This window comes from Sorangium sp. So ce295 (genome assembly GCF_051527405.1).
Taxonomy (GTDB): domain Bacteria; phylum Myxococcota_A; class Polyangia; order Polyangiales; family Polyangiaceae; genus Sorangium; species Sorangium cellulosum_B.
In genome coordinates, this window is record NZ_CP150324.1 from 11,285,034 (window position 1) to 11,308,761 (window position 23,728).

21 protein-coding genes are annotated in these 23,728 nt (G+C 72.1%); 9 read left to right on the forward strand and 12 right to left on the reverse strand.

Annotation, left to right across the window (positions count from 1 at the left end):
- Positions 1 to 179 precede the first annotated feature (179 nt).
- On the reverse strand, positions 180 to 635 hold the full coding sequence (locus WMF11_RS42885; RefSeq protein ID WP_437545959.1) for a helix-turn-helix domain-containing protein: 456 nt from the start codon (positions 633 to 635) through the stop codon (positions 180 to 182).
- Between the two features lie 109 nt (positions 636 to 744).
- The gene (locus WMF11_RS42890) at positions 745 to 2,589 is read right to left on the reverse strand and encodes an ABC transporter ATP-binding protein (RefSeq protein ID WP_437974868.1); all 1,845 of its coding nucleotides are present in this window, start codon (positions 2,587 to 2,589) and stop codon (positions 745 to 747) included.
- A gap of 188 nt (positions 2,590 to 2,777) precedes the next feature.
- On the opposite strand from WMF11_RS42890, the gene WMF11_RS42895 reads away from it, so the two are divergent.
- Both WMF11_RS42895 and WMF11_RS42900 read left to right on the forward strand, forming a co-directional pair.
- Complete coding sequence (locus tag WMF11_RS42895) at positions 2,778 to 3,155, forward strand: hypothetical protein (protein WP_437545963.1); 378 nt, start codon at positions 2,778 to 2,780, stop codon at positions 3,153 to 3,155.
- A gap of 489 nt (positions 3,156 to 3,644) precedes the next feature.
- Positions 3,645 to 4,157, forward strand: coding sequence for a hypothetical protein (locus WMF11_RS42900; RefSeq protein ID WP_437545965.1), 513 nt, complete (start codon positions 3,645 to 3,647; stop codon positions 4,155 to 4,157).
- Between the two features lie 35 nt (positions 4,158 to 4,192).
- Here WMF11_RS42900 and WMF11_RS42905 read toward each other — a convergent pair whose 3' ends face one another.
- Together WMF11_RS42905 and argS are read right to left on the reverse strand one after the other, a co-directional pair.
- Positions 4,193 to 5,425: a choice-of-anchor L domain-containing protein gene (locus tag WMF11_RS42905; protein WP_437904851.1), complete on the reverse strand. Its 1,233-nt coding sequence runs from the start codon at positions 5,423 to 5,425 to the stop codon at positions 4,193 to 4,195.
- Positions 5,426 to 5,595: 170 nt separating this feature from the next.
- On the reverse strand, positions 5,596 to 7,329 hold the full coding sequence (argS, locus tag WMF11_RS42910) for an arginine--tRNA ligase (protein WP_437974869.1): 1,734 nt from the start codon (positions 7,327 to 7,329) through the stop codon (positions 5,596 to 5,598).
- 114 nt (positions 7,330 to 7,443) lie between these two features.
- Here argS and WMF11_RS42915 point away from each other — a divergent pair, with 114 nt between their 5' ends.
- Both WMF11_RS42915 and WMF11_RS42920 read left to right on the forward strand, forming a co-directional pair.
- Positions 7,444 to 9,621 (forward strand): protein kinase domain-containing protein, encoded by a 2,178-nt coding sequence (locus WMF11_RS42915; RefSeq protein ID WP_437974870.1) that lies wholly within the window; start codon positions 7,444 to 7,446, stop codon positions 9,619 to 9,621.
- Between the two features lie 161 nt (positions 9,622 to 9,782).
- The gene (locus WMF11_RS42920) at positions 9,783 to 10,103 is read left to right on the forward strand and encodes a hypothetical protein (protein ID WP_437545973.1); all 321 of its coding nucleotides are present in this window, start codon (positions 9,783 to 9,785) and stop codon (positions 10,101 to 10,103) included.
- Positions 10,104 to 10,502: 399 nt separating this feature from the next.
- On the opposite strand, the gene WMF11_RS42925 is transcribed toward WMF11_RS42920, so the two are convergent.
- A complete protein-coding gene (locus tag WMF11_RS42925; RefSeq protein ID WP_437974871.1) occupies positions 10,503 to 11,882 on the reverse strand; it encodes a GH1 family beta-glucosidase in 1,380 nt (459 codons plus the stop codon).
- 57 nt (positions 11,883 to 11,939) lie between these two features.
- On the reverse strand, positions 11,940 to 12,143 hold the full coding sequence (locus WMF11_RS42930; protein WP_437904857.1) for a CopZ family metallochaperone: 204 nt from the start codon (positions 12,141 to 12,143) through the stop codon (positions 11,940 to 11,942).
- A 94-nt stretch (positions 12,144 to 12,237) separates the two neighbouring features.
- Between WMF11_RS42930 and WMF11_RS42935 the strand changes: the two genes are divergently transcribed.
- Positions 12,238 to 13,011 (forward strand): helix-turn-helix domain-containing protein, encoded by a 774-nt coding sequence (locus tag WMF11_RS42935; protein ID WP_437904859.1) that lies wholly within the window; start codon positions 12,238 to 12,240, stop codon positions 13,009 to 13,011.
- A 23-nt stretch (positions 13,012 to 13,034) separates the two neighbouring features.
- A complete protein-coding gene (locus tag WMF11_RS42940) occupies positions 13,035 to 13,463 on the forward strand; it encodes a membrane spanning transport protein (protein ID WP_437904860.1) in 429 nt (142 codons plus the stop codon).
- Between the two features lie 79 nt (positions 13,464 to 13,542).
- Here WMF11_RS42940 and WMF11_RS42945 read toward each other — a convergent pair whose 3' ends face one another.
- A complete protein-coding gene (locus WMF11_RS42945; protein WP_437545982.1) occupies positions 13,543 to 14,769 on the reverse strand; it encodes an ROK family protein in 1,227 nt (408 codons plus the stop codon).
- A gap of 885 nt (positions 14,770 to 15,654) precedes the next feature.
- Between WMF11_RS42945 and WMF11_RS42950 the strand changes: the two genes are divergently transcribed.
- Positions 15,655 to 16,359, forward strand: coding sequence for a Kazal-type serine protease inhibitor domain-containing protein (locus tag WMF11_RS42950; RefSeq protein WP_437974872.1), 705 nt, complete (start codon positions 15,655 to 15,657; stop codon positions 16,357 to 16,359).
- A gap of 79 nt (positions 16,360 to 16,438) precedes the next feature.
- On the opposite strand, the gene WMF11_RS42955 is transcribed toward WMF11_RS42950, so the two are convergent.
- Complete coding sequence (locus WMF11_RS42955; RefSeq protein WP_437974873.1) at positions 16,439 to 17,182, reverse strand: hypothetical protein; 744 nt, start codon at positions 17,180 to 17,182, stop codon at positions 16,439 to 16,441.
- Positions 17,183 to 17,538: 356 nt separating this feature from the next.
- Here WMF11_RS42955 and WMF11_RS42960 point away from each other — a divergent pair, with 356 nt between their 5' ends.
- Complete coding sequence (locus WMF11_RS42960; RefSeq protein ID WP_437904864.1) at positions 17,539 to 17,880, forward strand: hypothetical protein; 342 nt, start codon at positions 17,539 to 17,541, stop codon at positions 17,878 to 17,880.
- A complete protein-coding gene (locus WMF11_RS42965) occupies positions 17,877 to 18,458 on the forward strand; it encodes a hypothetical protein (RefSeq protein ID WP_437904865.1) in 582 nt (193 codons plus the stop codon). Before WMF11_RS42960 ends, WMF11_RS42965 begins: the two co-directional genes overlap by 4 nt.
- An 84-nt stretch (positions 18,459 to 18,542) precedes the next feature.
- Here the strand turns inward: WMF11_RS42965 and WMF11_RS42970 are convergent, their stop codons facing one another.
- From WMF11_RS42970 to WMF11_RS42985, 4 genes are all read right to left on the reverse strand, one after another.
- Positions 18,543 to 19,460, reverse strand: a complete 918-nt coding sequence (locus WMF11_RS42970; protein WP_437904866.1) for a metallophosphoesterase — start codon at positions 19,458 to 19,460, stop codon at positions 18,543 to 18,545.
- A gap of 303 nt (positions 19,461 to 19,763) precedes the next feature.
- Positions 19,764 to 20,867 carry an alpha-hydroxy acid oxidase gene (locus tag WMF11_RS42975; protein WP_437974874.1) on the reverse strand — a complete coding sequence of 368 codons (1,104 nt, stop codon included), beginning with the start codon at positions 20,865 to 20,867 and terminating at the stop codon, positions 19,764 to 19,766.
- 214 nt (positions 20,868 to 21,081) lie between these two features.
- Positions 21,082 to 22,116 (reverse strand): expansin EXLX1 family cellulose-binding protein, encoded by a 1,035-nt coding sequence (locus tag WMF11_RS42980; RefSeq protein ID WP_437904868.1) that lies wholly within the window; start codon positions 22,114 to 22,116, stop codon positions 21,082 to 21,084.
- 57 nt (positions 22,117 to 22,173) lie between these two features.
- Positions 22,174 to 23,538, reverse strand: a complete 1,365-nt coding sequence (locus tag WMF11_RS42985; RefSeq protein WP_437974875.1) for a hypothetical protein — start codon at positions 23,536 to 23,538, stop codon at positions 22,174 to 22,176.
- Positions 23,539 to 23,728: the final 190 nt, after the last annotated feature.

The window sequence follows — 23,728 nt, forward strand, 5'->3', positions numbered from 1 at the left end:
TGGATCAGCCCAAAAGATTCTGCTCACTGCGTCGGACCTCCGGCACGAGGTTCGAGTCCATGACACCCCCGGACACGGCGCGGGGAACATCGGTTGGCGGGGACAGTAACAGAGGTCTCAGGCGCGCGGAAGCCGTCGCCAGCGCGGACCGGCGCCGCGGAGCGCGCGAGGCGGGTCTATCACTTTCCGGAACGACGGCTCGACGGCGGAGTAATACGCCCTGAAAAAGCGCGCTCCGGGCGGGGCGACTTGGGCGGAGCCGCCGGGCGTGCGCGCTCCGGATCTTCGCTGGCGAGGGCGAGCATTGCTTGCTTTCTCGGTGAATCGTCAGGCTCCATGAGCAGAAAGAGGATCGCGCTCTGGAGCGTCTCCTCGGCCTGGTCAAAGCGCTCTGCCACGATGGAGCCGACAGGGCTGCGCCCGTCGCCGGGGAGCAGGAGGCGCGGCTCGCACTGGAGCCCCTGGGCGATCAGGCCTAGGGCGCCGAGCCCGAGATCCCGCTCGCCGCGCTCGACCTGCCGCAGGTACGTGGCCGAGAGCTGCGCCCGCTCCGCGAACTCCTGCATGCTGAGCCCACGGAGCAACCGGAGGATGTGGACCGCCTGGCCGACCTCCTTGGGGAGCGTGTCGCGCATGAGCGCGAGCCTAGCAGGCAGAGCTCGCCTGAGCCCCCGAGAAGGCAGGCCGCCCCGCGTGAGGAGCGCGCCCGCTCGCCGGCGCGCCGAACGCGCCGCGCCGGCGGCGCTACAGGTACCCTTCGGCCTGCAGCGCGAACATGCGGGCATAGCGCTGGCCACGGGCGACGAGCTCGTCGTGGGTGCCCTCCTCGACGATGCGCCCGCCGTCGAGCACGACGATGCGGTCGGCCATGCGCACGGTCGGGAAGCGGTGAGAGATGACGATGGTCGTCCGCCCCTTGGACAGGGACCGGAACCGCTGGAAGACCGCGTGCTCCGCCTCGGCGTCGAGCGCGGCGGTCGGCTCGTCGAGCACGAGGATGTCCGCCTGCTCGCGCATGAAGGCGCGCGCGAGCGCCACCTTCTGCCACTGCCCGCCGCTCAGCTCGACCCCGCCCTTGAACCAGCGCCCGAGCTGCGCGTCGAGGCCCCCGGGCACGACCGTCACGACCTCGTCGGCGCCGCCCTCGGCGACCGCGCGCGCCACGCGCGGCTCGTCCGCGAGGTGCTCGACGCTGCCCAGCCCGACGTTCTCGCGCAGCGTGAGCTGGTATTGGTTGAAGTCCTGAAAGACGACACCGATCCTCCGGCGGAGCGCGTCGGGCTCCCAGGCGCGGAGATCCTTGCCGTCGAGCAGGATTCGCCCCTCGGTGGGCTCGTACAGCCGCGCGAGCAGCTTGATGAACGTGGTCTTTCCGGCGCCGTTGTGCCCGACGAGCGCCAGGCTCTGACCGCTCGGGATGTGGAGATCGATCCCCCGGAGCGCCCAGCGCGACTGGCCAGGATACCGGTAGCCGACCCCCTCGAACCGCACGCCCCGGTCGCGCGCGCCGCCTTCCGCCAGCGGCGCAGGCGCGTCTCCGCGGTCGGCCGGCAGGGGCGCAGGCGCGTCTCCGCGGCCGGCCTGCGGCGCGGGCGGCTCGCCGGTCGGGATGGACAAATACTGAAAGAGGTTCGACATGTAGAGGTTGTGCTCGTACATGCCGCCGACGCCGGCGAGCACGGCCTGGAACGCCTGCTGGCCTTGCCGGAAGGCGGCGACGTAAAGGACCATCTCGCCGAGCGAGAGGCGCCCCGCCGCGGCGCCGGCCGCCATGGCGCCATAGCAGCCGTAGAACGCGGCGGTACCGAGGAGCGACAGGCCATAGGCCCACCCGGCGCGGCGGACCGCGAGGGCGCTGTCCTCCCGGTAGAACGACGCCGCGAGCGCCTTGTACCGCTCGAGGAACGTCGGCCCGAGCCCGAAGAGCTTCACCTCCTTGGCGTGGCCGTCGTTGGCGAGCACGTACTCCAGGTAGTTGAGCCGGCGGGCCTCGGGAGAGCGCCAGTTCCGGAGGCGGAACGCCGCGCCGGAGAAGCGCGCCTCGGCGACCGTGGCGGGGACGGCCGCGAGCACGAGCGCGAGCACCGCGAGGGCGCTGAACCCGACGAGCAGCGCGGCGTACCCCGCGAGCGTGATCAGGTTCTGCACGAGGGAGAAGCTCTCGGTCACGACGGCGGCGGGGCGGGACGACGCCTCGCGGCGCGCGCGGGTGAGCTGGTCGTAGAACTCGGGGTCTTCGAAATGGACCAGCGAGAGCGAGAGCGCCTTCTCGAGGATCATCCCGTGGATGTCGATCGAGAGCCGCGCGCCGAGCAGCTGCCGCGTCAGCGAGAGCCCGCGCTGCGCGAGCGCGAGCGCGGCCACGAGGCCGAGCTCGACCGAGACCCACACGAGCGCCGCGCGCTCGTCGCGGGCGACCACCGCGTCCGTGATCGCCTTTCCCACGTAGGCCACCCCGAGCGGCAGCGCCGCCGCGGCGAGCGTGAGCGCGCCGAGGGCGACGCTCGCCGCCTTCGACGAGCGCCAGACGAGCTGGAGCGTCCGTGGTGTGTAGGCAAAGCTGTCCCGCAGGCGGGAGAGGCCGAGCATGGACGGCGAATTCTAACCACGCCGCAGCGCTCCGCCCGCAAAGACCGGCGAGGGCGCGAGGGCTGAGGGACGCGAGCGCGACGATCACGGGCGGCCGCGGTCGCGGGCGCGCGGCGGGCGAGCGGATGCGGTGGCGGACGCGCGCCCGGCGCGGTATCCCGGGCCTCCGAAAGAAAAGGAGGCTCTTCATGTCGAGCATGTCCACGTTGACCATGGGCTACGGCGCGCTGCTCACAGCGCTCGGCGTCGGCGGATTCGCGGCGACGAGCGCGCCGACGGCGCTCATCCCGGCCGGCTTCGGGGTCGTCGCGATCGGGCTCGGCCTGCTCGCGCGACAGGAGAAGTACCGCATGCACGCCATGCACGCGTCGGCCATGGTCGGCGTCCTCGGCTTCCTCGGCTCCGCCCGGGGCCTGACCCAGCTGCCGACGCTGCTCTCCGGCGGCGACGTGGCGCGCCCCCCGGCCGTCATCGCCCAGTCCGTGATGGCCGTCCTCTCGGCGGGCTACGTCGCCCTCTGCGTGCGATCCTTCATCACAGCGCGCCGCGCCGCCGCCCGCACCTGAGCGCGACGCGCGCCGCCTCGCGTGAGGAGCGCGCCGCCCGGCCACGCGGCGCGCGCCGCCTCGCGTGAGGAGCGCGCCGCCCGTGAAGGAGCCCAGGCGCGCCTTCTCAGTCCCCTCTTCCCATCGCCGTCCAGCCGGCGCGCTCGGTGCGGTCCTGTCGGGCGCGAGAGCCATCGAGCGGCGCGCTCCTGCCGATCCGTAGAGAACGGCCGCTGCGGCCCCTCTCGCGTGGCGCGTGGTGGATGAGCCCCCTCCCCTCTCCTCACCCGCCTTACTCTGCACGTCCCATCTCTGCGTGTCCGATCTCCGCGCGTCGGATCAGGGCGCTCGCACGCCGAGGACCACTTCATGTCGATTATTTGACAATCCGGACCACCAGTCCGGAATGCTATAAATCCGCGCGCAAAAAGCCAGATCGGTGCCCTCGATGCCCGTGCATGATGTACTGTCATCGTCACCAGACCATCAACTACGAGAAGAGCGAGCACCATGCTTCGACGCGTCATTGCATTGGGGCTGACGGCGCCTTTTTTCCTTTCCTGCGAGGGGAGTGGTGGTGTCATCCAGATCTGGAATTGCGAGGAGTGCCTCAAGGGCTGGACCTGCACGGCGGACGCCTGCATCCCCCCGCACTGCAGCAATGACGTCACGGATGAGGACGAAGGAGAGACCGACCGCGACTGCGGCGGCTCGTGCAAGCCTTGCGGCTTCGGCGCCTCGTGCGAGACGGGCATCGACTGCAAGGAGGGCGTGTGTCGCCTGGGGGTTTGCCAGGCTCCGACCTGCGTCGACGGCGTGGCGAACGGCTTCGAGACCGGCGTCGACTGCGGCACGCGCTCGTGCCCGCTCTGCCCCGCGGGCGAGGCGTGCCTCACCGGCGAGAACTGCGGGTCCGGCGTGTGCAGGGAGCGTGTCTGCCAGCCGCCCTCGTGCGACGACGGGGTCCTGAATGGAAGCGAGCTCGCCGTGGATTGCGGCGGGGACTGCCGGACGTGCCGGTAGCCCGGAGCGCCCGCCGTGGGAAGAGCGCCCTCGCCTCAGAGGAACTGGACCACGGGCACCGTCTCCAGGCTGACCGTGCCGCCGGTCGCGATCCAGCGGAAGCCATCGATGAGCGCGGTCGAGTCGAAGCGATCGTCGCCGGTGTCGAACAGGATGAACCGGAGCGAGATCTCCTCGCCGCCATGCACCGGCGCGCGGGTCTTGAGCCACCGGGTGCCGCCGTCGCGGCGCGGGCTGAACCCCGTCCCGACGAGCTCACTCGAGCCGAGCGGACATCCGTCGCAGACATCGAAGAACGCGATATTGACGCTGACCGGCCTTCCCTCCCCGTCGAACGAGAGATTGCCGTTGTACGACCCGGGAGGCGCGGGCGTCGCCAGCGCGACGAACTGATCGTTGAAGTCCTCGCAGACCCACTCCGGGTATTCGAACGTATAGAACTTGAAGAGGAACTCGTAGCCGGTCGCGTTCGTCGGCGCGCGGAGGACGACCTCGAGGCCGACGTCGTCGTTGATGAAGCTGGACGGAGGACAGGAAGGGTTGTCCTGAGGGAACCCGGGCGGCGCGGAGCCGGGACCATAGCTCGCGCAGCTCCCGGACCAGCAGGCGTCGGGGTGGCCAGGCAGGCGTGCGCTCCCCGTCGATAGCGCGAGCAGGCGCGCGCCGCCCTGCACGTGCACGTTGGGGCCGAACCCATCGAAGAGGCCAACCGCGGGCGACCGCTCTGCAGGCGAGCCGTCCCCGCGGACATACCTCGCGGAGAGCACACCCCACCGCCTGTCCTCACGGGACGCCACGGCGCAAAGGTCGATCGCCTTGGCCCCGTTCGCCGGATCGAAGTCCTCCAGCGAGAGGCCCTCGTCGCACGGCGGCGGCACGTCGTCGATCACCCCGTTGCAATCCTCGTCCGCCGGCGCGGGGATCTGGCCGCTCGCGTCAGGCTCGGTGACCTCGACTTCGATCGCGCCTGGATTCACATTTCCATCAACATCGTTGCAGTCGCCCTCCGCGGGCGTGAACCCGTCCCCGTCGCCATCCACGTTGGGATCGGTGATGGGGATTGCGTCACCGGGTCCCAGCCCTGGCTCGCCCGGCTCATCGAGCCCGCCGGGGCCGTCCTCGCCGAGGGTCCCCGAGGGCTCCTCGCGCCCGTCTCCCCCACCCCCCTGCACGGACGCGCCGCCCACCGCGGAGCACCCGAATGCGACGGCGAGCACCGCCATCACGGCCATGCCGGCGCAGGGGAGAGCCAATCGTTGTTCGATCATGCTGCACTTTGCCAGAGAGAACGGACCGACGTCGCGCGCAACCTCGAGCGGGCGAGCGCAACCTCGGTTCGAATGCGCGGACAGGCACGCGCAACTCAGGCAGGTGCGCATCCTCAGGCGGACGCGCGATCGCCGGACGCAGGCAGGGTCGGGCGCCGCTGCCTGACGCGCTACATCCGCTCCGGCGCCTCGATCCCGAGCAGGCCGAGGCCCTTCGCCAGCACCTCCGCCGTCAGATCGCAGAGCGCGAGGCGCGAGCGGCGCACGTCGTCGCTCTCGGCCCGGAGCACCGGGCAGCGCTCGTAGAAGCTCGTGAACGAACCGGCGAGCTCGAACAGGTAACCGCACAGGCGGTGCGGCTCGAGCGTGGCCGCCACGTCCTCCAGCACGGCGCCGAACCGGAGCAGCTCCAGCGCGAGCGCCCGCTCCGCCGGCTCGCTCAGCACGATCTCGGCCTCGCGCGGCGACTCCACGCCGGCCTTCCGGAAGATCGACCGGATGCGGGCGTGCGCGTACATCAGGTAGGGCGCCGTGTTCCCCTCGAACGCCAGCATGCGATCCCAGTCGAATACGTAGTCCTTGATCCGGTCGCTCGAGAGATCGGCGTACTTCACCGCGCCCACGCCGACCGCCCGCGCCACGGCATCGGCGGCCTCGGCGTCGAGCTCGGGGTTCTTCTCCCGCACCACCTTCGACGCGCGCTCCGTGGCCTCGTCGAGCAGGTCCGAGAGCTTCACGGTGTCGCCGCTCCTCGTCTTGAACATCTTCTTGTCGGCCCCGAGCACCGAGCCGAACGCCACGTGCTCGGCCCGGGCCGGCGGCGCGAGCCAGCCCGCCTCGCGCGCGGTCGCGAAGACCATCGCGAAGTGCTGGCTCTGCGGCGCGCCGACGACGTAGACGATCCGGCGCGCGCCGACCGTGGTGAGGCGGTGGCGGATCGCCGCGAGATCGGTCGTGGCGTAGCCGTAGCCGCCGTCCTGCTTGCGCACGATGAGCGGCAGCGGCTCGCCGCCCTTGCCGGTGAAGCCGGCCGGGAAGACGCAGAGGGCGCCCTCGCTCTCGCGCGCCAGCCCCTTGCGACCGAGCTCCTCGATGACGTCGGGCAGCATCGGGTTGTAGAAGCTCTCGCCGGCGAAATCCGCGTCGGTCAAGGTCACGCCGAGGCGGCGGTAGACCGACTCGAAGTAGCGCGTCGACTCGCGCACGAGCTGCCGCCAGAGCGCGAGGGTCTGCTCGTCGCCGCCCTGCAGCCGCACGACCCGGCGGCGCGAGCGCTCGGCGAACACCGCGTCGCCGTCGAACTTGGCGCGCGCCTGCCGGTAGAACGCGTCGAGATCGCCCACCGAGAGCTCCTGCGAGGCCGCGGCCTCGCCGAGATCGAGCATGTGCTCGATCAGCATGCCGAACGGCGTGCCCCAGTCGCCGAGGTGGTTCTGGCGGATCACGCGGTGGCCGAGCGCCTCGAGCACGCGCGCGAGGGCGTCGCCGATGATCGTGCTGCGGAGGTGGCCGACGTGCATCTCCTTCGCGGCGTTCGGGCCCGAGTAGTCGACGATCACCGTCTCGGGCTCGGCCGCGGGCGCGATCCCGAGCCGCCCGCCGCCCGCCGTCTCGGCGAGCTCGCGCGTGAGGTAGGCGTCCTCGAGCGTCAGGTTCACGAACCCGGGGCCCGCGATCTCGACCTTCCGGCAGATCCCGTCGAGCTGCAGCGCCGCCACGATCGCCGCGGCGACCTCGCGCGGCGGCCTGCCGAGGCGCTTGCCGAGCGCCATGGCGGCGTTCGCCTGGTAGTCGGCGTGGGTGGAGCGGCGCAGGGAAGGATCAACCGCGGCGTGCTCGGCGCCGAACGCGGCGGTGATCGCCGCCTGGAGTGCGCGGGCGAGGGCGTGGACGGGATCGGCCATGGCGCATCCTTTGGCCCGGGCGCCCGGCCAATTCAATAGGCAAGCCGGCGCGGCCACGCCACATCAGCCCACCTTTGACAAAAATCGGGGTAGGCCGGACAGTTCACGCCCCACGTGAGCGCTCCCCCGCCCCCTGCCCCCGGCGATCCGCCGCCCGCCGCGAGCAACGCGCTCGCGGAGAGCGCGGCGGCCCAGCTGGTCGGGACGGTCCTCTCGGACCGGTACCGGATCGTGGAGCTCGTGGCGACGGGCGGGATGGGCGCGGTCTACAAGGCCGAGCACCTGCTCCTGCGCAAGTGGCTGGCCGTGAAGCTCCTCCTGCCCGCGGCGAAGGGCTCCCCGGAGCTCACGGCGCGCTTCGAGCGCGAGGCGATCGCGGGCGCGCACATCCAGCACCCGAACATCGCCTCGGCGACCGACTTCGGCACCCTCCCCGACGGCTCCCGGTTCCTCGTGCTGGAGCACGTCCGCGGCACGACGCTCGATCGCATCATCAAGAAGGGCCCCTTGCCTGCCCCGCGCGCCGCGGAGATCGCGCGGCAGATCGCGGCGGCGCTCGCCGCGGCGCACGAGCGCGGCGTCATCCACCGCGATCTGAAGCCGCGCAACGTCATGGTCGAGGACGGCACCGACGCCGTGAAGCTCATCGATTTCGGCCTGGCGAAGGTGCCGATCGAGCGCCTCTCCACGACGGACGCGCACAGCAGCGAGGCGCGGCCCGACGCCGGCCGGATCACGCTGAGCGGCATGGTCTTCGGCACGCTCGCGTACATGGCGCCCGAGGCGGCGCAGGGCATGGATCACGTCGACGAGCGCTCCGATCTCTACGCGCTCGGGCTCATCCTCTACGAGATGCTCGCCGGGAAGCACCCGTTCGACGCGATCCTGCCCGTCGAGATCTTCCGCGAGCAGCTCCACACGGCGCCGCCGCCGCTCCGGCTGCGCGCCCCGGGCACGGCGGCGCCGCGCGAGCTCGAGGCGCTCGTGATGCGCATCCTGCGCAAGGACCCGGCGGAGCGCCCCGCGAACGCCCGCGCGCTGCTCGCGGCGCTCGACGCGGCCGTGCCGAGGTCCGAGGCGCTCGGCCTCCTCCCCTGGAAGGAGCCGCTCTCGAGCGGGTCGTGGCGGCTCAGCGACCCGCTGCGCGCGATCCCGCACGCCATGCCGCCCGAGCTGCCGGCAGGGCAAGACCGCCCGGGCGCGGCCGGGGGCGCGGCGGCCAGGGGATCCACCGCTGGCGGCGCGGCGACCGGCGGCGCCGAGGCCGATGGGTTCGACCTGCAGCTCGGGGCCTCCGGCGCGGGCGGCGGGGCGCCCGGGAAGGCAGCGCGCGGGGCGGCAGGAGGCCGGCCACGAGCGAGAGGGCGCGCGTGGGGCTGGATGCTCGGGGTGGCCGCCGTGGCCGCGATGGGCGCGGCGGGCGCGCTGCTCCTCGGCCGGCTGCCCGCGGGCGCAGGCTGGCTGCGCGCGGGCGCCCCGGCGGCCGCCGGCCCGGAGCTCCAGGCGGCGCCCGCGGCGGCGCAGACGGCCCCCGCCGGGGCGCCGGCCGTCCAGGCGCAGGATGCCCTCGGCACCCCTCTGCAAGCCCCCTCCGAGGCGCCCGTCGCGAGCGCCTCGGCCCCCGGGTCGGCCGACGTCGCGGCGGCGCTGGACGCGGGCGCGGCGGCGCTGGACGCGGGCACGGCGGCGCCGGACGCGGGCGCGTCGGGCGCGGCGCTCGCCGGCCCGGAGCCGCTCGAGGGCGCGGGCCTCCCGGCCGAGCGCGAGCGCCTCGTGGCGACGGTCCGGGCGAAGCGGTGGGGCGACGCGGAGAGCGCGCTGCTCACGCTGCTCGAGAAGGATCGCGCCGCCTTCGAGCAACGCGACGTGATGACGGCCGCGGCCGCCGTCGCCGTGAAGAGCTCGTACCGGACCGACGGCCGCGCGGACGCGATCTTCGACGCGCTGGAGAGCCGCCTGGGCCCGGAGGGCCTCGACATCGCCTACGAGATCTGGAGCGGCTACGGGGGCACGCAGGGCGGAAAGCGCGCGGCGGCGCTGCTCCGCCGCCCCGAGGTGCTGAAGCGCGCGAGCGTCCCGCTGCGCATCGCCGTGGCGCTGCGCGAGGCCCCCTGCCGGCGCAAGGAGGCGCTCTTCGAGCGCGCGGCGCTCGAGGGGGACGCGCGCGCGCTCGTGTTCCTGGAGATGCTCCGCTCGTCGCAGTGCCAGCCGCGCATCGGGCAGTGCTGCTTCCACCACCACGAGGGGCTCGAGCGCGCGGTGCGCGCCCTGCGGGACCGGCTGCGCTACTGAGCCGACCGCGCCCGCGTGGCGCGGGCTCCCGGCGCGACGCGGTCCCGAGGGCCGCCGAGATGGGCTAGGCTCGCGCCCCCGCGTTCCACGGCGCCCAGGAGGCCAGAGCACGGCGACGGGGCGACAGGCGGCGCGCGGACGACAAGGACGAAGGATCAGGAATGAGCGACAAGACGAATGAGGAGATCTACAGGGCGTATCTGCTGGCTTACGCGTGCAGCGGCGACGCCTCGAAGGTCGCGGTGCTCCAGGACGCGCGCCCGCTGACGGCGGTGGTCGCCGCCGCGCTCGCCCTGGCCGAGCGGGACCGCCAGGCGAGCGAGCCGCCGGACACGTGGGATTCCCTGAGCGAGCGCCTGCAGGCCATGTTCGATGGGTTCGATCCGCACGGGTACGACCTGGCGGGCGGAGGCGACGAGTCGCTCGAAGACGAGGACGAAGACGACGAGGACGAAGACGGCGACGAGCCGATCGCCTCCTGAGCCGACCGAGGCGCTTTATCGAGGAGCGGCCGCGCAGCGCGCGCCGGCGACACGGCCATTCGCCCGGCGATCACGGGCGGATGGCCTTTCCTCACGCCACCTTCGCACTCGGGTCGGCGGAGCTCACGACCATCCCATCCCGCGTCTGGGTCGCGACGTTCGGTGGTGGGGTGCTATGGCCGAAGATGGTGTCTTTTGAACGCCAGAAGACGCCAGAGAACGCCAAAAGACGCCAAGAAAAAAAACACAGAAATTTTGGCGTCTTCTGGCGTTCTCTGGCGTCTTCTGGCGTCCTGCTGTTCCGTCATTCGAGCAGGGTAGGGTGAGTACCCCACCACCCGCCGTTCAGCCGGCTCGTGTGCCGCAGAGTTCGAGGCGCGGCGCGCGACGCTGCCCCGCTCACCCCCCGAGGGTCGCGCCGTTCGAGGCGATGAGCTCGCGATACCAGTGCGCCGAATCCTTGAGGACGCGCCGGCCCGTCGGGTAGTCGACGAAGACGAGGCCGAAGCGATGTTTGTAGCCGTGAGCCCACTCGAAGTTGTCGAGGATCGACCAGTGGAAGTAGCCGTTCACGACCGCGCCCTCGGCGATCGCCCGGCGGAGCTCGATCAAATGACGCGCCATGAAATCGATGCGCTGGGGGTCGTGCACCTTCCCGTCGAGCGAGATCCAGTCCCGGGTCGACAGGCCGTTCTCGGTGATCACGATGGGCCGCTTGTACCGCTCGTGGAAGAATTTGGGCCCCCAGTAGAGGCACTCGGGGGTGACCGACCACTCGAACGCGGTGATCGGGTGTCCCACCGGGTGGGGCACCACCTCGGCTGCGCCGTTCGCCCCGGCGCGCACCGGGACTCCCCAGTAGACGTTCACGCCGCAGAAATCGACCGGCTGCGCGATGATCTCCATGTCGCCGCTCCGGACCTCGGGCAGCTCGTTCGCGAACAGGCGGAGCCCGTCCTCGGGGTACCTGCCGAGGAACACGGGATCCATCCACCACGTGTTGGTCCACGTGGTCCGCGCGTTCACCGACCAGGTGGCCGCGCGCGCCGCCTCCAGATCCTCCGGCGACGAGGTCGCGGGGTATTTCACCTGCGCGACGGGCGCATAATAGACGTTGCACCTCCCGGGGCTCGCCGCGCGGATGGCCTGCACCGACTTGCCGTGCGCGAGCAAGACGTGGTGGCAGATCCGGAGCACCTCGGCGAAGCGCAGCCGGTCGCCGGGCGCGTGGCGCCCCTCGTAGTGGCCGGCGCCGGCGAACACCTGAGGCTCGTTGAGCGTCATCCAGTCCTTCACCCGATCGCCGAGCTTCCTGACCACGACGCTCGTGTACTCGGCGAACCAGTCCGCGCTGTCGCGGTTCAGCCACCCGCCCTTGTGGTAGAGCGCGAGAGGAAAGTCCCAGTGGAACAGCGTGATGTGGGGCTCGACGCCCGCCTCGAGCAGCGCGTCCACGAGGCGATCGTAGAACGCGAGCCCGCGCTCGTTGACGGCGCCCGTGCCCTCCGGGAGGACGCGCGGCCACGAGGTGCTGAGTCGATAGGCGCGGAGGCCGATGTCGCGCATGAGGGCGACGTCCTCCGGGTACCGGTGGTAGTGGTCGCACGCGACGTCGCCCGTCTGGCCGTTCCACACGGCGTCCGGCTTCCTGCAGAACATGTCCCACACGGACGGCCCCTTGCCGTCCTCGTGCGCCGCGCCCTCGATCTGGTACGACGCCGCGGCGGCGCCCCACAGGAACCCTTCCGGAAAACCCTCTTCGCTCTGCTGTCGCGTCATGGTGGCCGCCACCATACCAAAGGCGGCCGCGTTTCGGCGCCGCGGCGCACCGCGGCGTCAGCCAGCGTCGCGCGCCTCGTAGCCGGCCTCGCGCACGGCCGCGAGGAGGGCATCCGCCGCCGCGCTCCCCTCGACGACCGCCTCTCCGCGCTCGAGGCTCACCTCGCTCACCCGCGTCACGCCAGGGACCTTCGCGAGCGCCTTCGAGACCGCCTGGACGCAGTGGCCGCAGGTCATCCCTTCGATAACGATTCTGCGCATCTCCTCCCTATGCCCGCTCGAGGCAGCAGCGTCAACGAGGGCACGCGGGTTGCGCCGGTTGCGGCGTCCACGCCCGCGTGATGTGCTCTCGAGCGTGACTGCCCTCGAGCACACGGCGCTTGTCGGCCACGGCGGCGTGCACATCGTCGAGGGCGCCGGGGGGACGCGCCGCCATGCGCTCCACCTGGTCAAGCTGGTGGTGCCGGTCGAGGGGCCTCTCGAGATCGAGGCCGAGGTCGGGCGGCCGTTCGAGGTGCGCGCGCCCGTGCTCACCGGCGCCGGGGTCGCCCATTCCATCGGCTCTCCCGGCGCGACGGTGACGACCTTCCTTGCGCCCGAGGGGCTCGGCGCCGGCGCGCAGGCGGCCGCCCGCGGGCGGGTGCTCGTCCTCGAAGGCGCGCAGGCCGAGCGGGCGCGCGCGGCGGCGCGCGACGTGCTCCGCGGCCGGCTCGATCACGCGGCGACGCATGAGCTCATGAGGGCGTGCGCCGGTGCATTCGCGCCGGGCGGCCCGCAGGTCGATCGCCGCGTGCTCCGCGCCATGCGCCGCCTGGCGGAGCAGGCGCCGGGCCGCCCCGCGCTGGGCCCGCTCGCCGCCGCGGACGGCCTCTCCCGCTCGCGGCTCTCCCACCTGTTTCACGGCGCCTTCGGCCACCCGCTGCGCGATTACGTGACCTTCCTTCGCGTGCTGACGGCCATCCGGGCGCTCACGGACGGCACCCCGCTGGCGCAGGCGGCGCTCGCCGGTGGCTTCCACGACCAGGCCCACCTGACCCGCGCGATCGTCGCCACGCTGGGCCGCACACCGGGCTCGATCGCTCGCAGCCGCTTCGTACAAGCCGAGGCCACACGGCCGGGCCCATGGTGATCCCCTGAACCCAAGGAGGATCCATGCCCCCCCGCGCTGTCGGCGCAGCCCGCGTCGCCCTCGGCCTCATCGTCCTGCTCGGCGGCATCAACGGATTCGTGCGCATCGTGCCGGTCCCCGAGCCGCTCCACCCGTTCGTCCAGCTGCTTGTCGACAGCGGCTACATCTACGCCGTCAAGGTCGTCGAGATCGCCGCCGCGGTCCTGCTCCTCCAGGGCCGCCGCCGTCCCCTCGCGCTCGCGCTGTTATGGCCGGTCGTGGTGAACATCGCCCTGTTCCACCTGCTGCTCGACCCCCGCGCCGGCATCAACGCCGTCGTCCTCCTCGGCCTGCTCGGCGCCCTCACCTGGCATGATCGCCACGCGTTCGCGCCGCTCCTCGCCGAGGGGCGGTCCGGGTCGACCATCCCGAAGGGCGACCCGGCGCGCGGAGAGCGCGCCTCGCTCGCCTAGAACCCGAGCCAAGTAGAGGTTCGGGAAACCAACAGAAGAGAAGAAGACCGCCGGCGGACCCGCGCGGCGGCGCCGGTAGCTACGGCGCGCTGTCCTGGAGCACGCCGTCGGGCACGAGGCGGAGCGAGCGAACCGCGCCCTCACGCGCGAGCAGGAGGGCGCCGAGCACGCCCGCCTCGCCGCCCAGCGGAGAGGCGACGACCGGCACGTCCCCGCCGCGGACGGCGTGGCGCGGCAGCTCCTCGCGCACGCCGGCAAGCAGGATATCGGGCGCGGCCAGCAGCTCGCCGCCCAGCACGATGAGCTGGGGGTTGAGCAGGTTCAGCAGGACCGCGATGCCGCGCGCGAGCTGCGTGCCCGCCTCGTGGAAGATCGCGCGGGCGCTCTCGTCGCCGGCGAGCGCCGCGCTCGCGATGGCGCTGACGGCGTGCGGGCGGGCGAGCGCGGCGAGCTGGGGTGAGCGCGCCGACGCCGCCTCCGCGGCGCGCCGGAGCGCCATGACCGAGGCGAACGTCTCCAGACATCCGCGGCGCCCGCAGCCGCAAGGCGGGCCGTCGTCCGCAATGCGGCAGTGGCCGATCTCCCCGCTGTATCCCTGCATCCCGAAGAACAGACGTCCATCGGCGACGAGGCCCGCGCCGACGCCGAGCCCGACATAGATCCACACATACGACGCGTGCCCCCGCGCCGCGCCGAGCTCCCCTTCCGCCACCGCCGCTGCCTGAGGCAGGTTGTACACAGGCACCTGCATGCGAAGCGCGCGGCTGAGCTCCGCGCGCACAGGGAACCGCTCCCAGCCCAGGTTGGGCGCAAGCACGCAGACGCCGCTCGGCCGCTCGATGAGCCCAGGCAAGACCGCGCAGGCGCCGCGCAGCCGCTTCCGCGGCACCCCACTCAGCTGCAGCACCTTCGGCAAGAGCTCGACGATATCGCGGACCGTCCGGTGCGGATCGCGCAGGACGGTGGGCTGCTCCAGCCGCGCCCGCAGCCGCCCGCGGGCGTCGGCCACGGCCACGGCCGTCTGCTCGACACCGATCTCGATGCCGAGGAAGGCCGCGCTGTCGTCGTTGAACTCGAGGAGCCGCGCCGGGCGCCCGCCGCGCGATTCGGTCCCGACATCGCGGACGCTGCCGCTGTCGAGCAGCTCCTCGATGATGGCCGAGACCGTCGGCTTGGTCAGCCCGCTCAACCGCGCGAGGTTCGTGCGGGAGATCGGGCCGTGCTCTTGCACGAGGTCGAGGACGAGGGAGCGGTTGAGCTCCCGAGGGGTGCGGTTGTTCGCCGTCTTGTCGTTGGCACGGACCATTCGAGCAAAACCAGACTTAGCCGTCCTCGCGCAGCAAAAGCAAGGGGGGTCGCAGCCGAGCTGTCACGAAAGCGCGCGCGGCGAGCGCTTCACCCGTGGTTCCCCGCCTCACCCGTAGTTCCCCGCGCTTCCGCCCTCTCCTCGCACGTCTTCCGCCCTCTCCTCGCACGTCTTCCGCACGTCTTCCCGCTTCCTCTCGCGCACCGCACGCATCGCTGCCTCGAGGCCCCGCCACCTCGCGGCGCGTCAGAGCTGCTTATGTCAGCACCACAATCGTCGCTGCCCGGACGGCCACCGGCGCAGCGCCCCTCCCGCCTTCCACGTAGCAAACTGCCCCGCTTCAGGGGATGGGCTCCTACAGCCCGCACCCCCGTGTGGCGGAACGCCGCATCGCCGCAGGTGAGATGGAAACAGGGAGCGCGCGCGCTCCTCTCGGCGTCCGACCCGCCCGGACCTGGCGATCGCCCCGCTCCCCGCTCCGACGAGGCCGCGAAGATCCGCGGCGGGCGGGCTCATCTCTTCTCCGAGGGAACACCGATTGCAAACGTGCCAACGACAGCGGGCAACGAACGACAAGCGGGGATGACAGACGGCAGGCGCTCACCGGCAATCGACGCTCAATGAACGACAAACGGCAAACGCGGAAAGCGAGCAAACACCGAGTCGATGAGCGAAGACGCCGTGGGGCGTGAAGGAGAGCGCTCGTCAAGGCGCTGGAGTCCGGACATGCCGACGCACTGTCACCCCAGGTCGAGCCAGGGCTCGACGCGTTGGAGGACACGGCGACATCGCGCAGCGACGCGTTGCCCTGCTCGCGCGCGATGCGCATGGCCGAGGAGACGCCCGGAGCGCCGGGCCGCTTCCTCACGAGGAGTTTTCACGATCATGAAGATGACACATGTCCTGGGTACAGTGTTCGCTGTGACGCTCGCCGCCTGCACGGCGACATCCGACGATGCCGAGGTCGCGGATCTCGCGGATGCGGAGGAGACCTGGGCCGCGGAGGGCGCGCTCGCGGTGAGCGACGTGGCGGAAGTACCGGCGTATTTCGAGCGCGAGAGCGGCTTCACCCGCGCGCGGCCCGGCGGCATGTGCGGGGGCATCGCCGGCATACGGTGCGCAGCGGGCCTATATTGCGACTTCGCCCCCGAGGCGAACTGCGGCGCGTACGACCGGAGCGGCGCGTGCAAGCTCATGCCCGACGCGTGCCCGCAGCAGTACGATCCGGTGTGCGGCTGCGATGGCCGCACGTACAGCAACGGCTGCGTCGCGGCCACGGCCGGCGTCTCGGTGAGGAGCGCGGGCGAGTGCGGCCCCACGATCGTGGGGATCGGCGAGAGCTGTGGCGGCTTCACCCTCGGCGGGCCGCGCGTGTGCGGCGAGGGGCTCTACTGCAAGTACGCGCCCTCCGCGATCTGCGGGCGCGCGGACGCGTCCGGCACCTGCGCGGAGAAGCCCGAGGTGTGCACGAAGGAGCTCGCGCCCGTGTGCGGCTGTGACGGCCAGACGTACGCCAACGCTTGCACGGCGGCCGCGAGCGGCACCTCCGTCGACGCGCGGGGCGCGTGCGCGGACGGGCCGATCGAGTGAGCGAGATCGCCGCCCCGCTCCGCGGCGGCCCGCTCCGCGGTGGATCGAGCGCGAGGAGCGCGGGCGGCGCGGCGCGCGTTCACGGCTTCTTCTCGACGGACTGCACGTCGAGCTGGATGAATTGACCGACGTACGGCTCGGGCGCCGGGGGGATGCCGTCCACGACCAGATGCTTGAAGTTGGCGATGCTGGTGTGATTCGGATCCTCGCCCTTGAAGGACACCTTGGATCCGCCCCGGATCGGAATGGTCTTCGTGTGGTCGATCTTGAACGTGTCGTGCCCCACGGTGGGGTTATCGTTGAGCCAGTAGACCTCGGCCGGGTCGGAGACAGAGATGCTGTAGCGGTTGTACGTCGCGTTGTCGGGTGTACCGCCCACGCGGAAGTGATTGCCGTCGGACGTGCCGCCCTTGTAGGTCTCCGGCTCGACGACGCCGCGGAGCCGGACGGTCACCAGATAGACCGTGTCGGGCGAGCCGCCGAACGTCTTGGTCTCGTCGACCAGCGCCGAACACGGACACTCGTCGCTGTTGCCCGGGTCCCGGTCGCACGGCATCTCCCAGCGGAAGCCGTCGATGCTGTCGGCCGCGGCGAGCAGGTTCTCTTCTTCGCCGCCGCTGCCACCGGCGCCGCCGCTGCCGCCGGCGCCGCCGCTGCCGCCGGTCCCGCCGCTGCTGCTGCTGGAGCTCACGCTGCTGGAGGCGCTCGTGCTGGCGGCCGTCGAGGCTCCCCCGCCCGAACCCGCAACGCTCGTCGTGCTGGAGCTGGACTGGTCGTCGGCAGGGGGGTCGGCGTCGGAGCCGCAGGCAAGAAGGAACAACATCGCAGGAGCTACGATCAGAGAGACTCTCATTTTACACCAGTCCGGCGAGGGCGCCGGCAGTTAAGGCTGGGGACGCGAAACGTGGTTGCTCAGGGTTCGCGCCTCGTTCGCGTGGCCAGTTCAGGTTCGTGAGCGGCCCGGTACCCTACCGGACGAAGCCAAAGGAGGATGGGCGCGACCCCAAATGTGAACGTTCACATGTCGGGCGTCAATGCGAATCGACCGACCCGCGGGGTTCCTCGAGCGCGCGGGGGGCGAGACCGAGGACATGGGCCTGCGCTCGCGGTAGGATGCCATGGCGTCCGGGGGCGCCGCGCTCCGTCGCGCCGCCTTCACGCTTTGCAGCGAGGTTGAACGTGAGATCGTGGATCTCTGCCCGTCGAATCCTGTGCGTCATCCTGGTCGCGCCGCTCGCCCTCGGGATGGGCGTCAGCGAGCAGGAGTTCCTGTGCGAAAACGCGGCTGCGCATCTCGAAGAGTGCTGTCCGTCGTTCGCCGCGACTCCCGCGCTCTGCCAGCAGAACGTCGGCTGTAACGGGAACGAGGAGCTGTGGCTCACCGCCGACGAGAGCCGGTGCATCCAGGAGAGGGAGTGCGGCGATCTCGTCGCGAGCAACGTCTGCGAGCAGGCGGCCGCGCGCATGAAGCTCGCCGAGGGGGGGAGCGCAGGCGTCGCGCGCCCGGTGGTGTGTCGATGAGGCGGCGTATCCGCTCGTCGAGCCGGCGATGGGGCGGCGCGGCCGCGCTCTGCGGGCTCCTCGCCCCGGCCCTCGCCAGCGCGCAGGAGGCGCCGCCGGCCGCGCCGCCTGGGGCGCCCGCACCCGAGGGCCCGGCGGGGTGGAAGCGCGGCTTCGGCGTCAAGCTGCACGCCGGGGGCTCGTGGCAAAGCTTCTATTCCCTCGCCATCTATGGAGCGAGCTTCGGCGCCGCCGCCGGGGGCACGCTCGAGCACGTCGCGCTCTGGGGAGGGTTCGAGGGCTTCGTCGGCGTTACCGAGTTCGGCCTCCCCGCGCGCATGTTCCGCCCGAGCTTCGCGGTGGAGACCCACCTCGGCGATTTCCGGCTCGGCGGAGGCGCTGGCCTGCTCCTGCTCGCGGTGACCCGCGCGACGTCAACGTCGTCCATGACCTCGACGGCGTTCGGGTTCAGCGGGCACCTGAGCTACGACCTCGTCACCCTCGATCAGCACGCGATCTACCTCGAGGCTCGGATGAACGTCGATCTCGCCTCGGCGATCCTCTGGGGGCCCTCGGGAGCCCTGGGCTTCCGCTACTGATTCTACCCACCAGGAGTCCGGCCAACCGATCGCTGGCAGGATCTCTGACCTGCGCAACCAGGGACGGCCTTTGGCGCTGCGGCGCTACGGCTCTCCGCCGCCGACGCTCCCCTCGCCGTGCCGGTGCACCCGCGCCCGCCGCTCCCGGTTCCTCGCCACCTTCGCCGCGCGGCTCGCCATGAGCTCCGGTGTCGGCTTGCGCCCGAGGTGCGGCACCTGCTCCGTGTGGTGCTCGTCGAACGACCCCGGCTCGCTGCCGAGCTCGAAGACCGCGACCTCCCGCTGGCCCCGCTCGCCGAGGCGCAACGGCATCACCGCCGCGCCGATCCCCGCCCCGACGTAGACCGCCCCCTGGCCAGGCTCCCCCCGCTTGCGCGTGCCGTAGAGCCCGTGAATGTACCGGTGCCCCGCGATCTTGCCGATCGAGAGCTCGTTCAGGCGCGCGACCGTCACCTGGCCCGCGTGCGTGTGGCCCGACAGCACCAGCGGGATGCCATGGCGCCAGAGCCCGTCCGCCTCCTCGGCGATGTGCGAGAGGCCCAGCGTCGGCAGGTCGCGCCGCATCCCCTTCACCGCCTTCTCGAGCGACGCGTGGCCCGTATACGCGTCGTCGAGCCCCACCACCTGGAGCCGCTCATGGCCCAGCGTGATCACCGTGCTCGCGTTGCAGAGCACCGCGGCGCCGCCCCGCTCGAGCGCGCGCTTCACCGCGTCGGCGCCCGACCAGTGATCGTGATTCCCCAGCACGGCGATCACCGGCGCCTCGAAGCCGCGCACCACCTCTTCCAGCTGATCGAGGTAGAGCTGGCTGTGACACACGAAATCGCCCGTGAGCACGACGAGGTCGGGCCGCTGCAGGTTCGTCAGCGCGACGGCCGCGCGCTGCACCCGCACCGACGTCACGCGACCGACATGCTGATCGGTCAGGTGGGCAATCCGGAGCGACGACATCTGATCCAGGTAGGCCGCCGGCCCCGCAAAACGCCGGAGCCGAATCCCCATGGCCGGGTCCGCTCCCTCGGGCGCGGGCTCCCCCCCGGAGGCGCCAGCGCCTCGCGTGAAGAGCCTCCGCCACCGCTCCCTCGCAAGTACTGCGCTGCTCACGATGGCCGAGTGTACGGGTGAGGCTGAATGGCCGCCACCTTTTCTTTCGTCGAAGACGCCTTGACACCTCGATTCAGCGGACCGCGGCAATGCATCGACGTGACCGACATGCGCGTCGCGATCGCCGCCGTCCGCCGCCTGGCCGCACGCGGGACAGCGCCGATCTTGGAAAACTCCGCGCTCGTGCGACTCAGGCATCCATCATCGCGCCTGAGCTCGTCGGACCAGGTCGCGATCGATGGATGCCAGGGTAGGACAGCCGGCGAGCGCCATGGCGATCGAGAGCTCATCGCGCAACCCCGCGAGCACGCGCGCGACGCCGTCGCCGCCGAGCGCGGCGAGCCCCCACAGGACTGGGCGTCCGACCAGCACCGCGCGGGCGCCGAGCGCGATCGCCTTCAGCACGTCGGTACCCCACCGGATACCGCCGTCCATCAGCACCGGGCACCTCCCGGCGACCGCGTCGGCGATCGCCGGGAGGGCCTCGATCGTCGCGGGGGCGCCGTCGAGCTGCCGCGCGCCGTGGTTGGAGACGACGACGCCGGCCGCGCCCGCCTCGAGCGCGCGGACCGCGTCGTCCGGCCTGACGATGCCCTTGAGCAGAAGTGGGAGCTTCGTGAGCGAGGCGAGCCACCCGACGTCGCGCCACGTCAGCGAGGCGTCATGTCGGGAGGCGACGTAGGACGCGAGGAGAGAGCCCCGCTCCTCGGCCGGGGCGGCCGCCGCGGCGTCGATGAGGTTCGCCATCACGAGCCCCTCGGGCAGCGCGAAGCCGTTGCGCACGTCCGCTATCCGGCGGCCGAGGACCGGTGTGTCGACGGTCAGCATCAGCGCCCGGTAGCCGGAGGACTCGGCCCGCTCGACGAGGGCGCGCGTGAGGCCGCGATCCTTGTGGACGTAGAGCTGGAACCACTTCGGCCCTGGAGACGCGCCCGCGACCGCCTCGAGGCTCGTCGTCGAGAGGGTGGAGAGCGTGAAGATGGTGCCGAGCTCGGAGGCCGCCCGCGAGGAGGCGATCTCGCCGTCGGGGTGCGCGAGGCGCTGATAGGCCGTCGGCGCCACGAGGATGGGGAACGGCACCCTCGTGCCGAGCACCGTCGTGCTCATGTCCCGCTCGGCCACGTCGACGAGGACGCGGTAATGGATCTCGAGGCGGCGGAAGGCGCGCCGGTTCTCGCGGAGCGTGCGGCCCTCGTCGGCGCCTGATCGGTAGTAGTCATAAGCCATCTTCGACAGCCGGGCGCGCGCTGCGCGCTCGAAGTCGTCGACGGTGAGCAGCGACGGGGCAGGGCGAGGGTCTTGCACGGTGTTCTCCTGGAGATCCCGGCGGCGCGTCCCGACCGCAGGGGGCGGCCATCCTACCAGCTGGCCCCGCGACCAGCCGGCTGGCGAGCGCGCTTCCCCGCAGCCCGGCGCGGCCGCGGCGCCCGTGGGAGCTAGGCCGCGCCGGGCGAGGGGCGCGTCCACCACCGGGCCTCCGGGCGGCCGCCCTCGAGCACGGGGCGCGCGGGCCTCGGTCTCAGTTGCAGGCGGCGAACTGCGCGCTCGCGGGCTGGTTTCCGGCCTTGAGCTCCAGCATCGCTTCCACGGTGGAGCCGTTGATGTCGGTCGCGCGGACGTGATAGGGCGCATTCCCCATGTTCCCGTCGCCGACGACGAAGTAGTTGTACGACTGCCGCGTGGCCGTCTGCCACGTGCCGTTGATCTCCACCTCCAGCTTCTCGATCGGGTGCGCGTGCCCCTCGACGAGGATCTCGTTCCAGTACTTGTTGCTCGCGTCCTTGAGGCGGAAGGAGACGGCGCTCGTCGTCGGACAGGGGATGTACCGCCAGGAGATCTTCCCCGCAGCGCCGCCGTGGGTGGTCCCCAGATACCCCTCGCGCTCTTCGCCGATCTTGAGAAAGGCGTTCTTGCTGAGATCGATGTGGCCCGCCGTGCACTTCGGGTTCGTGGCGATCGGGCACTGGTCCACGACCATGGCCTGCACCTTGCGCCCGTCGTCCCGGGAGACCTCGACGCACGCGCCGCACATCGCCGCGGCGTTGTAGTCGGCGGTGTTCATGGCGGCGAAGTACTGGCCTCCGCCGAACGGGACGTGCCCGACGACGTCCGGGTTGCGCCCGACGATCGGGTAGCTGCAGTTCACCTCGGTCGAGCCCATGTCGAGCGTGTAGAAGGTGATGGAACCGTTCGCGTACTCCGCGGGATAGTCGCAGCTCACCGGCTCGCCGCCCGTTCCCGTCGAGGTGGTCGCGCCGGTGCTCGCGGCGCTGGGCTCGCCGCCGCCGCTCGTCGAGGAGGTGGAGCCGGTCGTCGTCGAGCTGCCCGGACCAGCACCTGCGCCCGTCGTGACGCCGTCCCCGCCCCCTGCGCCGGTACCGGCGCTGGCGCTGGCGCCGACCGCGCCCGCGCCGCCCGGCCCGCCGGCGGCGGACGAGGCGCTCTCCGCGCTGCCAGCGTCACCGCCGCCGCCGTCGCCGCAGCCAGCGACGCCGAGCGCGATCAGCGACACGAGCGGCAATGAAATGCCCCTGGGCATATAACCTAGCTTCATCTCGACTCCTTAAGATTTACGATAGGGATGGATTCGCGAATCCACGCGGTTGGCTTATCACGGCCCCGCGGCGCGCTGCTCGATGAAGGTGCCGGCCGCGTTCGTGTACGCGATCCACAGCGAGCCGCCGCGATCCGCCTCGATCGCCACGTGCTTGAACGACTTGCCCTCCACCGCGACGCAGCGCGCGTGAAACCGCCCTTCGCCGTCGAGCTGCCCGAGCTCGAGCGCGTGGCGCGCCCCGGGCTCGCGCGAGACCGGCCGGACCCGGGCCACGTGGATCGGCGAGACGCCCTGCGTGGCCGCGATCGGCGCGGGGCTGAGCCCGTTCGGGTAGAGCGACCAGACCGCGGGCATGTCGTCGCGCGGCGCCTCGTCGACGCGGATCGCCGCCATGCCGAACGCCGAGATGTCCTTCGCCGCCGGCAGGAGCACGTACGCAGGCCCCGAGGCGCCGATGGCGAGCGCGCCGCCCATCCGCGATTCCCCGGCGTCGCCGACGAAGACGACAGCGTCAGGGCCGAGCTCGAGCTTGCCTTCCGCCGTGAGCCCCAGCGTGCGGGCGTGCACCGGCGTCAGCGCCGAGCGCGCGTCGATGTACATCGCCAGCGCGCCTCCCTTCCAGGGCGACAGCGCGACGAAGGTGGCGCCGCTGCCCTCCTCGGAGAGCGGCACGGCGGCCCCGTCGTCGAGCACGGCGAAGGCCTGCGTCACGGCGCCCTCGGTCGTCTTCCGATCCGAGAGAAAGGCGAGCAGCGTGTGCCCTCCGGGCAGCGCGACGGCGGAGATCCCCGTGCCGCGGCGCCCGGCGCCGATGGGCGGCCCCTCGCCGCCGCCGAGCGGGGTCCTCCGGATCGTGCCGCCGTGATCCATGCAGTACACGAACCGGGAGGCCACCACGCACGCCGGCCACGAGGCGCGCGCTGGATCGCCGCTGCCATCCCCGGCGTCGGTCGCGGCCTCCGCGGGCGGAGAGCCTGGCGCGGTGAGCCCGCCGAACGACGGCGCGACGTGCTGCGCCACGCCGTCGCGGTTGAAGATCACCCGGAAGTCGGCGCGCTCCGCCTCGTCGGGAGACCAGAGCAGCGCCGGCCCACGGAGCGAGAGCGAGAGCGGCCCTCGGCGCAGCTTGCAGCCGGCGCCCAGCGCGGCGGCGTCTGGAGCTGCCGCGTCTGGCGCGGCGGCGTCCGAAGCTGCAGCGTCTGCCGCTGCTGCGTCCGGTGCCGCCGCGTCCGCCACCTCCGCGTCCAGCGACGGCGCGCTCGGGGCGCTGGCCGCGCTCGCGGTGGGCGCAACGGAGGGCCCCTGCGCCACAACACCCGCGTCGGGCGCCGGCCCGGCGCCAGGTGCACCCGAGCCGTCACGGCAGGCGGCGAGCGCCGCCAACACGAGCACGCGCGCGCGCAGGGGGGGATAGCTCACCACCGCAGCCCGACTCCGAGCAGGGCCTGGATGTTCCCCGAACACATGCGGAAGCTATCGGGCGAACGGCGTGTAGCGTCAACCCGGGAGGCATCGCCGGATGCCGTGACGGCCCGTGGAACGAAGGGGGAGTCCATGCGAAGAGCCAAGGCTGGTGCTCTCACCACCTCTGGCGAGTCGGTCGCGCGAA

What these genes read in the sequence shown, in the direction of transcription:
- WMF11_RS42885 (WP_437545959.1), bottom strand. Translation starts at nt 635, where the DNA reads ATGCGCGACACGCTCCCCAAGGAGGTCGGCCAGGCGGTCCACATCCTC.
- WMF11_RS42890 (WP_437974868.1), bottom strand. Translation starts at nt 2,589, where the DNA reads ATGCTCGGCCTCTCCCGCCTGCGGGACAGCTTTGCCTACACACCACGG.
- WMF11_RS42895 (WP_437545963.1), top strand. Translation starts at nt 2,778, where the DNA reads ATGTCGAGCATGTCCACGTTGACCATGGGCTACGGCGCGCTGCTCACA.
- WMF11_RS42900 (WP_437545965.1), top strand. Translation starts at nt 3,645, where the DNA reads ATGCTTCGACGCGTCATTGCATTGGGGCTGACGGCGCCTTTTTTCCTT.
- WMF11_RS42905 (WP_437904851.1), bottom strand. Translation starts at nt 5,425, where the DNA reads ATGATCGAACAACGATTGGCTCTCCCCTGCGCCGGCATGGCCGTGATG.
- argS (WP_437974869.1), bottom strand. Translation starts at nt 7,329, where the DNA reads ATGGCCGATCCCGTCCACGCCCTCGCCCGCGCACTCCAGGCGGCGATC.
- WMF11_RS42920 (WP_437545973.1), top strand. Translation starts at nt 9,783, where the DNA reads ATGAGCGACAAGACGAATGAGGAGATCTACAGGGCGTATCTGCTGGCT.
- WMF11_RS42925 (WP_437974871.1), bottom strand. Translation starts at nt 11,882, where the DNA reads ATGACGCGACAGCAGAGCGAAGAGGGTTTTCCGGAAGGGTTCCTGTGG.
- WMF11_RS42930 (WP_437904857.1), bottom strand. Translation starts at nt 12,143, where the DNA reads ATGCGCAGAATCGTTATCGAAGGGATGACCTGCGGCCACTGCGTCCAG.
- WMF11_RS42940 (WP_437904860.1), top strand. Translation starts at nt 13,035, where the DNA reads ATGCCCCCCCGCGCTGTCGGCGCAGCCCGCGTCGCCCTCGGCCTCATC.
- WMF11_RS42945 (WP_437545982.1), bottom strand. Translation starts at nt 14,769, where the DNA reads ATGGTCCGTGCCAACGACAAGACGGCGAACAACCGCACCCCTCGGGAG.
- WMF11_RS42950 (WP_437974872.1), top strand. Translation starts at nt 15,655, where the DNA reads ATGAAGATGACACATGTCCTGGGTACAGTGTTCGCTGTGACGCTCGCC.
- WMF11_RS42955 (WP_437974873.1), bottom strand. Translation starts at nt 17,182, where the DNA reads ATGTTGTTCCTTCTTGCCTGCGGCTCCGACGCCGACCCCCCTGCCGAC.
- WMF11_RS42965 (WP_437904865.1), top strand. Translation starts at nt 17,877, where the DNA reads ATGAGGCGGCGTATCCGCTCGTCGAGCCGGCGATGGGGCGGCGCGGCC.
- WMF11_RS42970 (WP_437904866.1), bottom strand. Translation starts at nt 19,460, where the DNA reads ATGGGGATTCGGCTCCGGCGTTTTGCGGGGCCGGCGGCCTACCTGGAT.
- WMF11_RS42980 (WP_437904868.1), bottom strand. Translation starts at nt 22,116, where the DNA reads ATGAAGCTAGGTTATATGCCCAGGGGCATTTCATTGCCGCTCGTGTCG.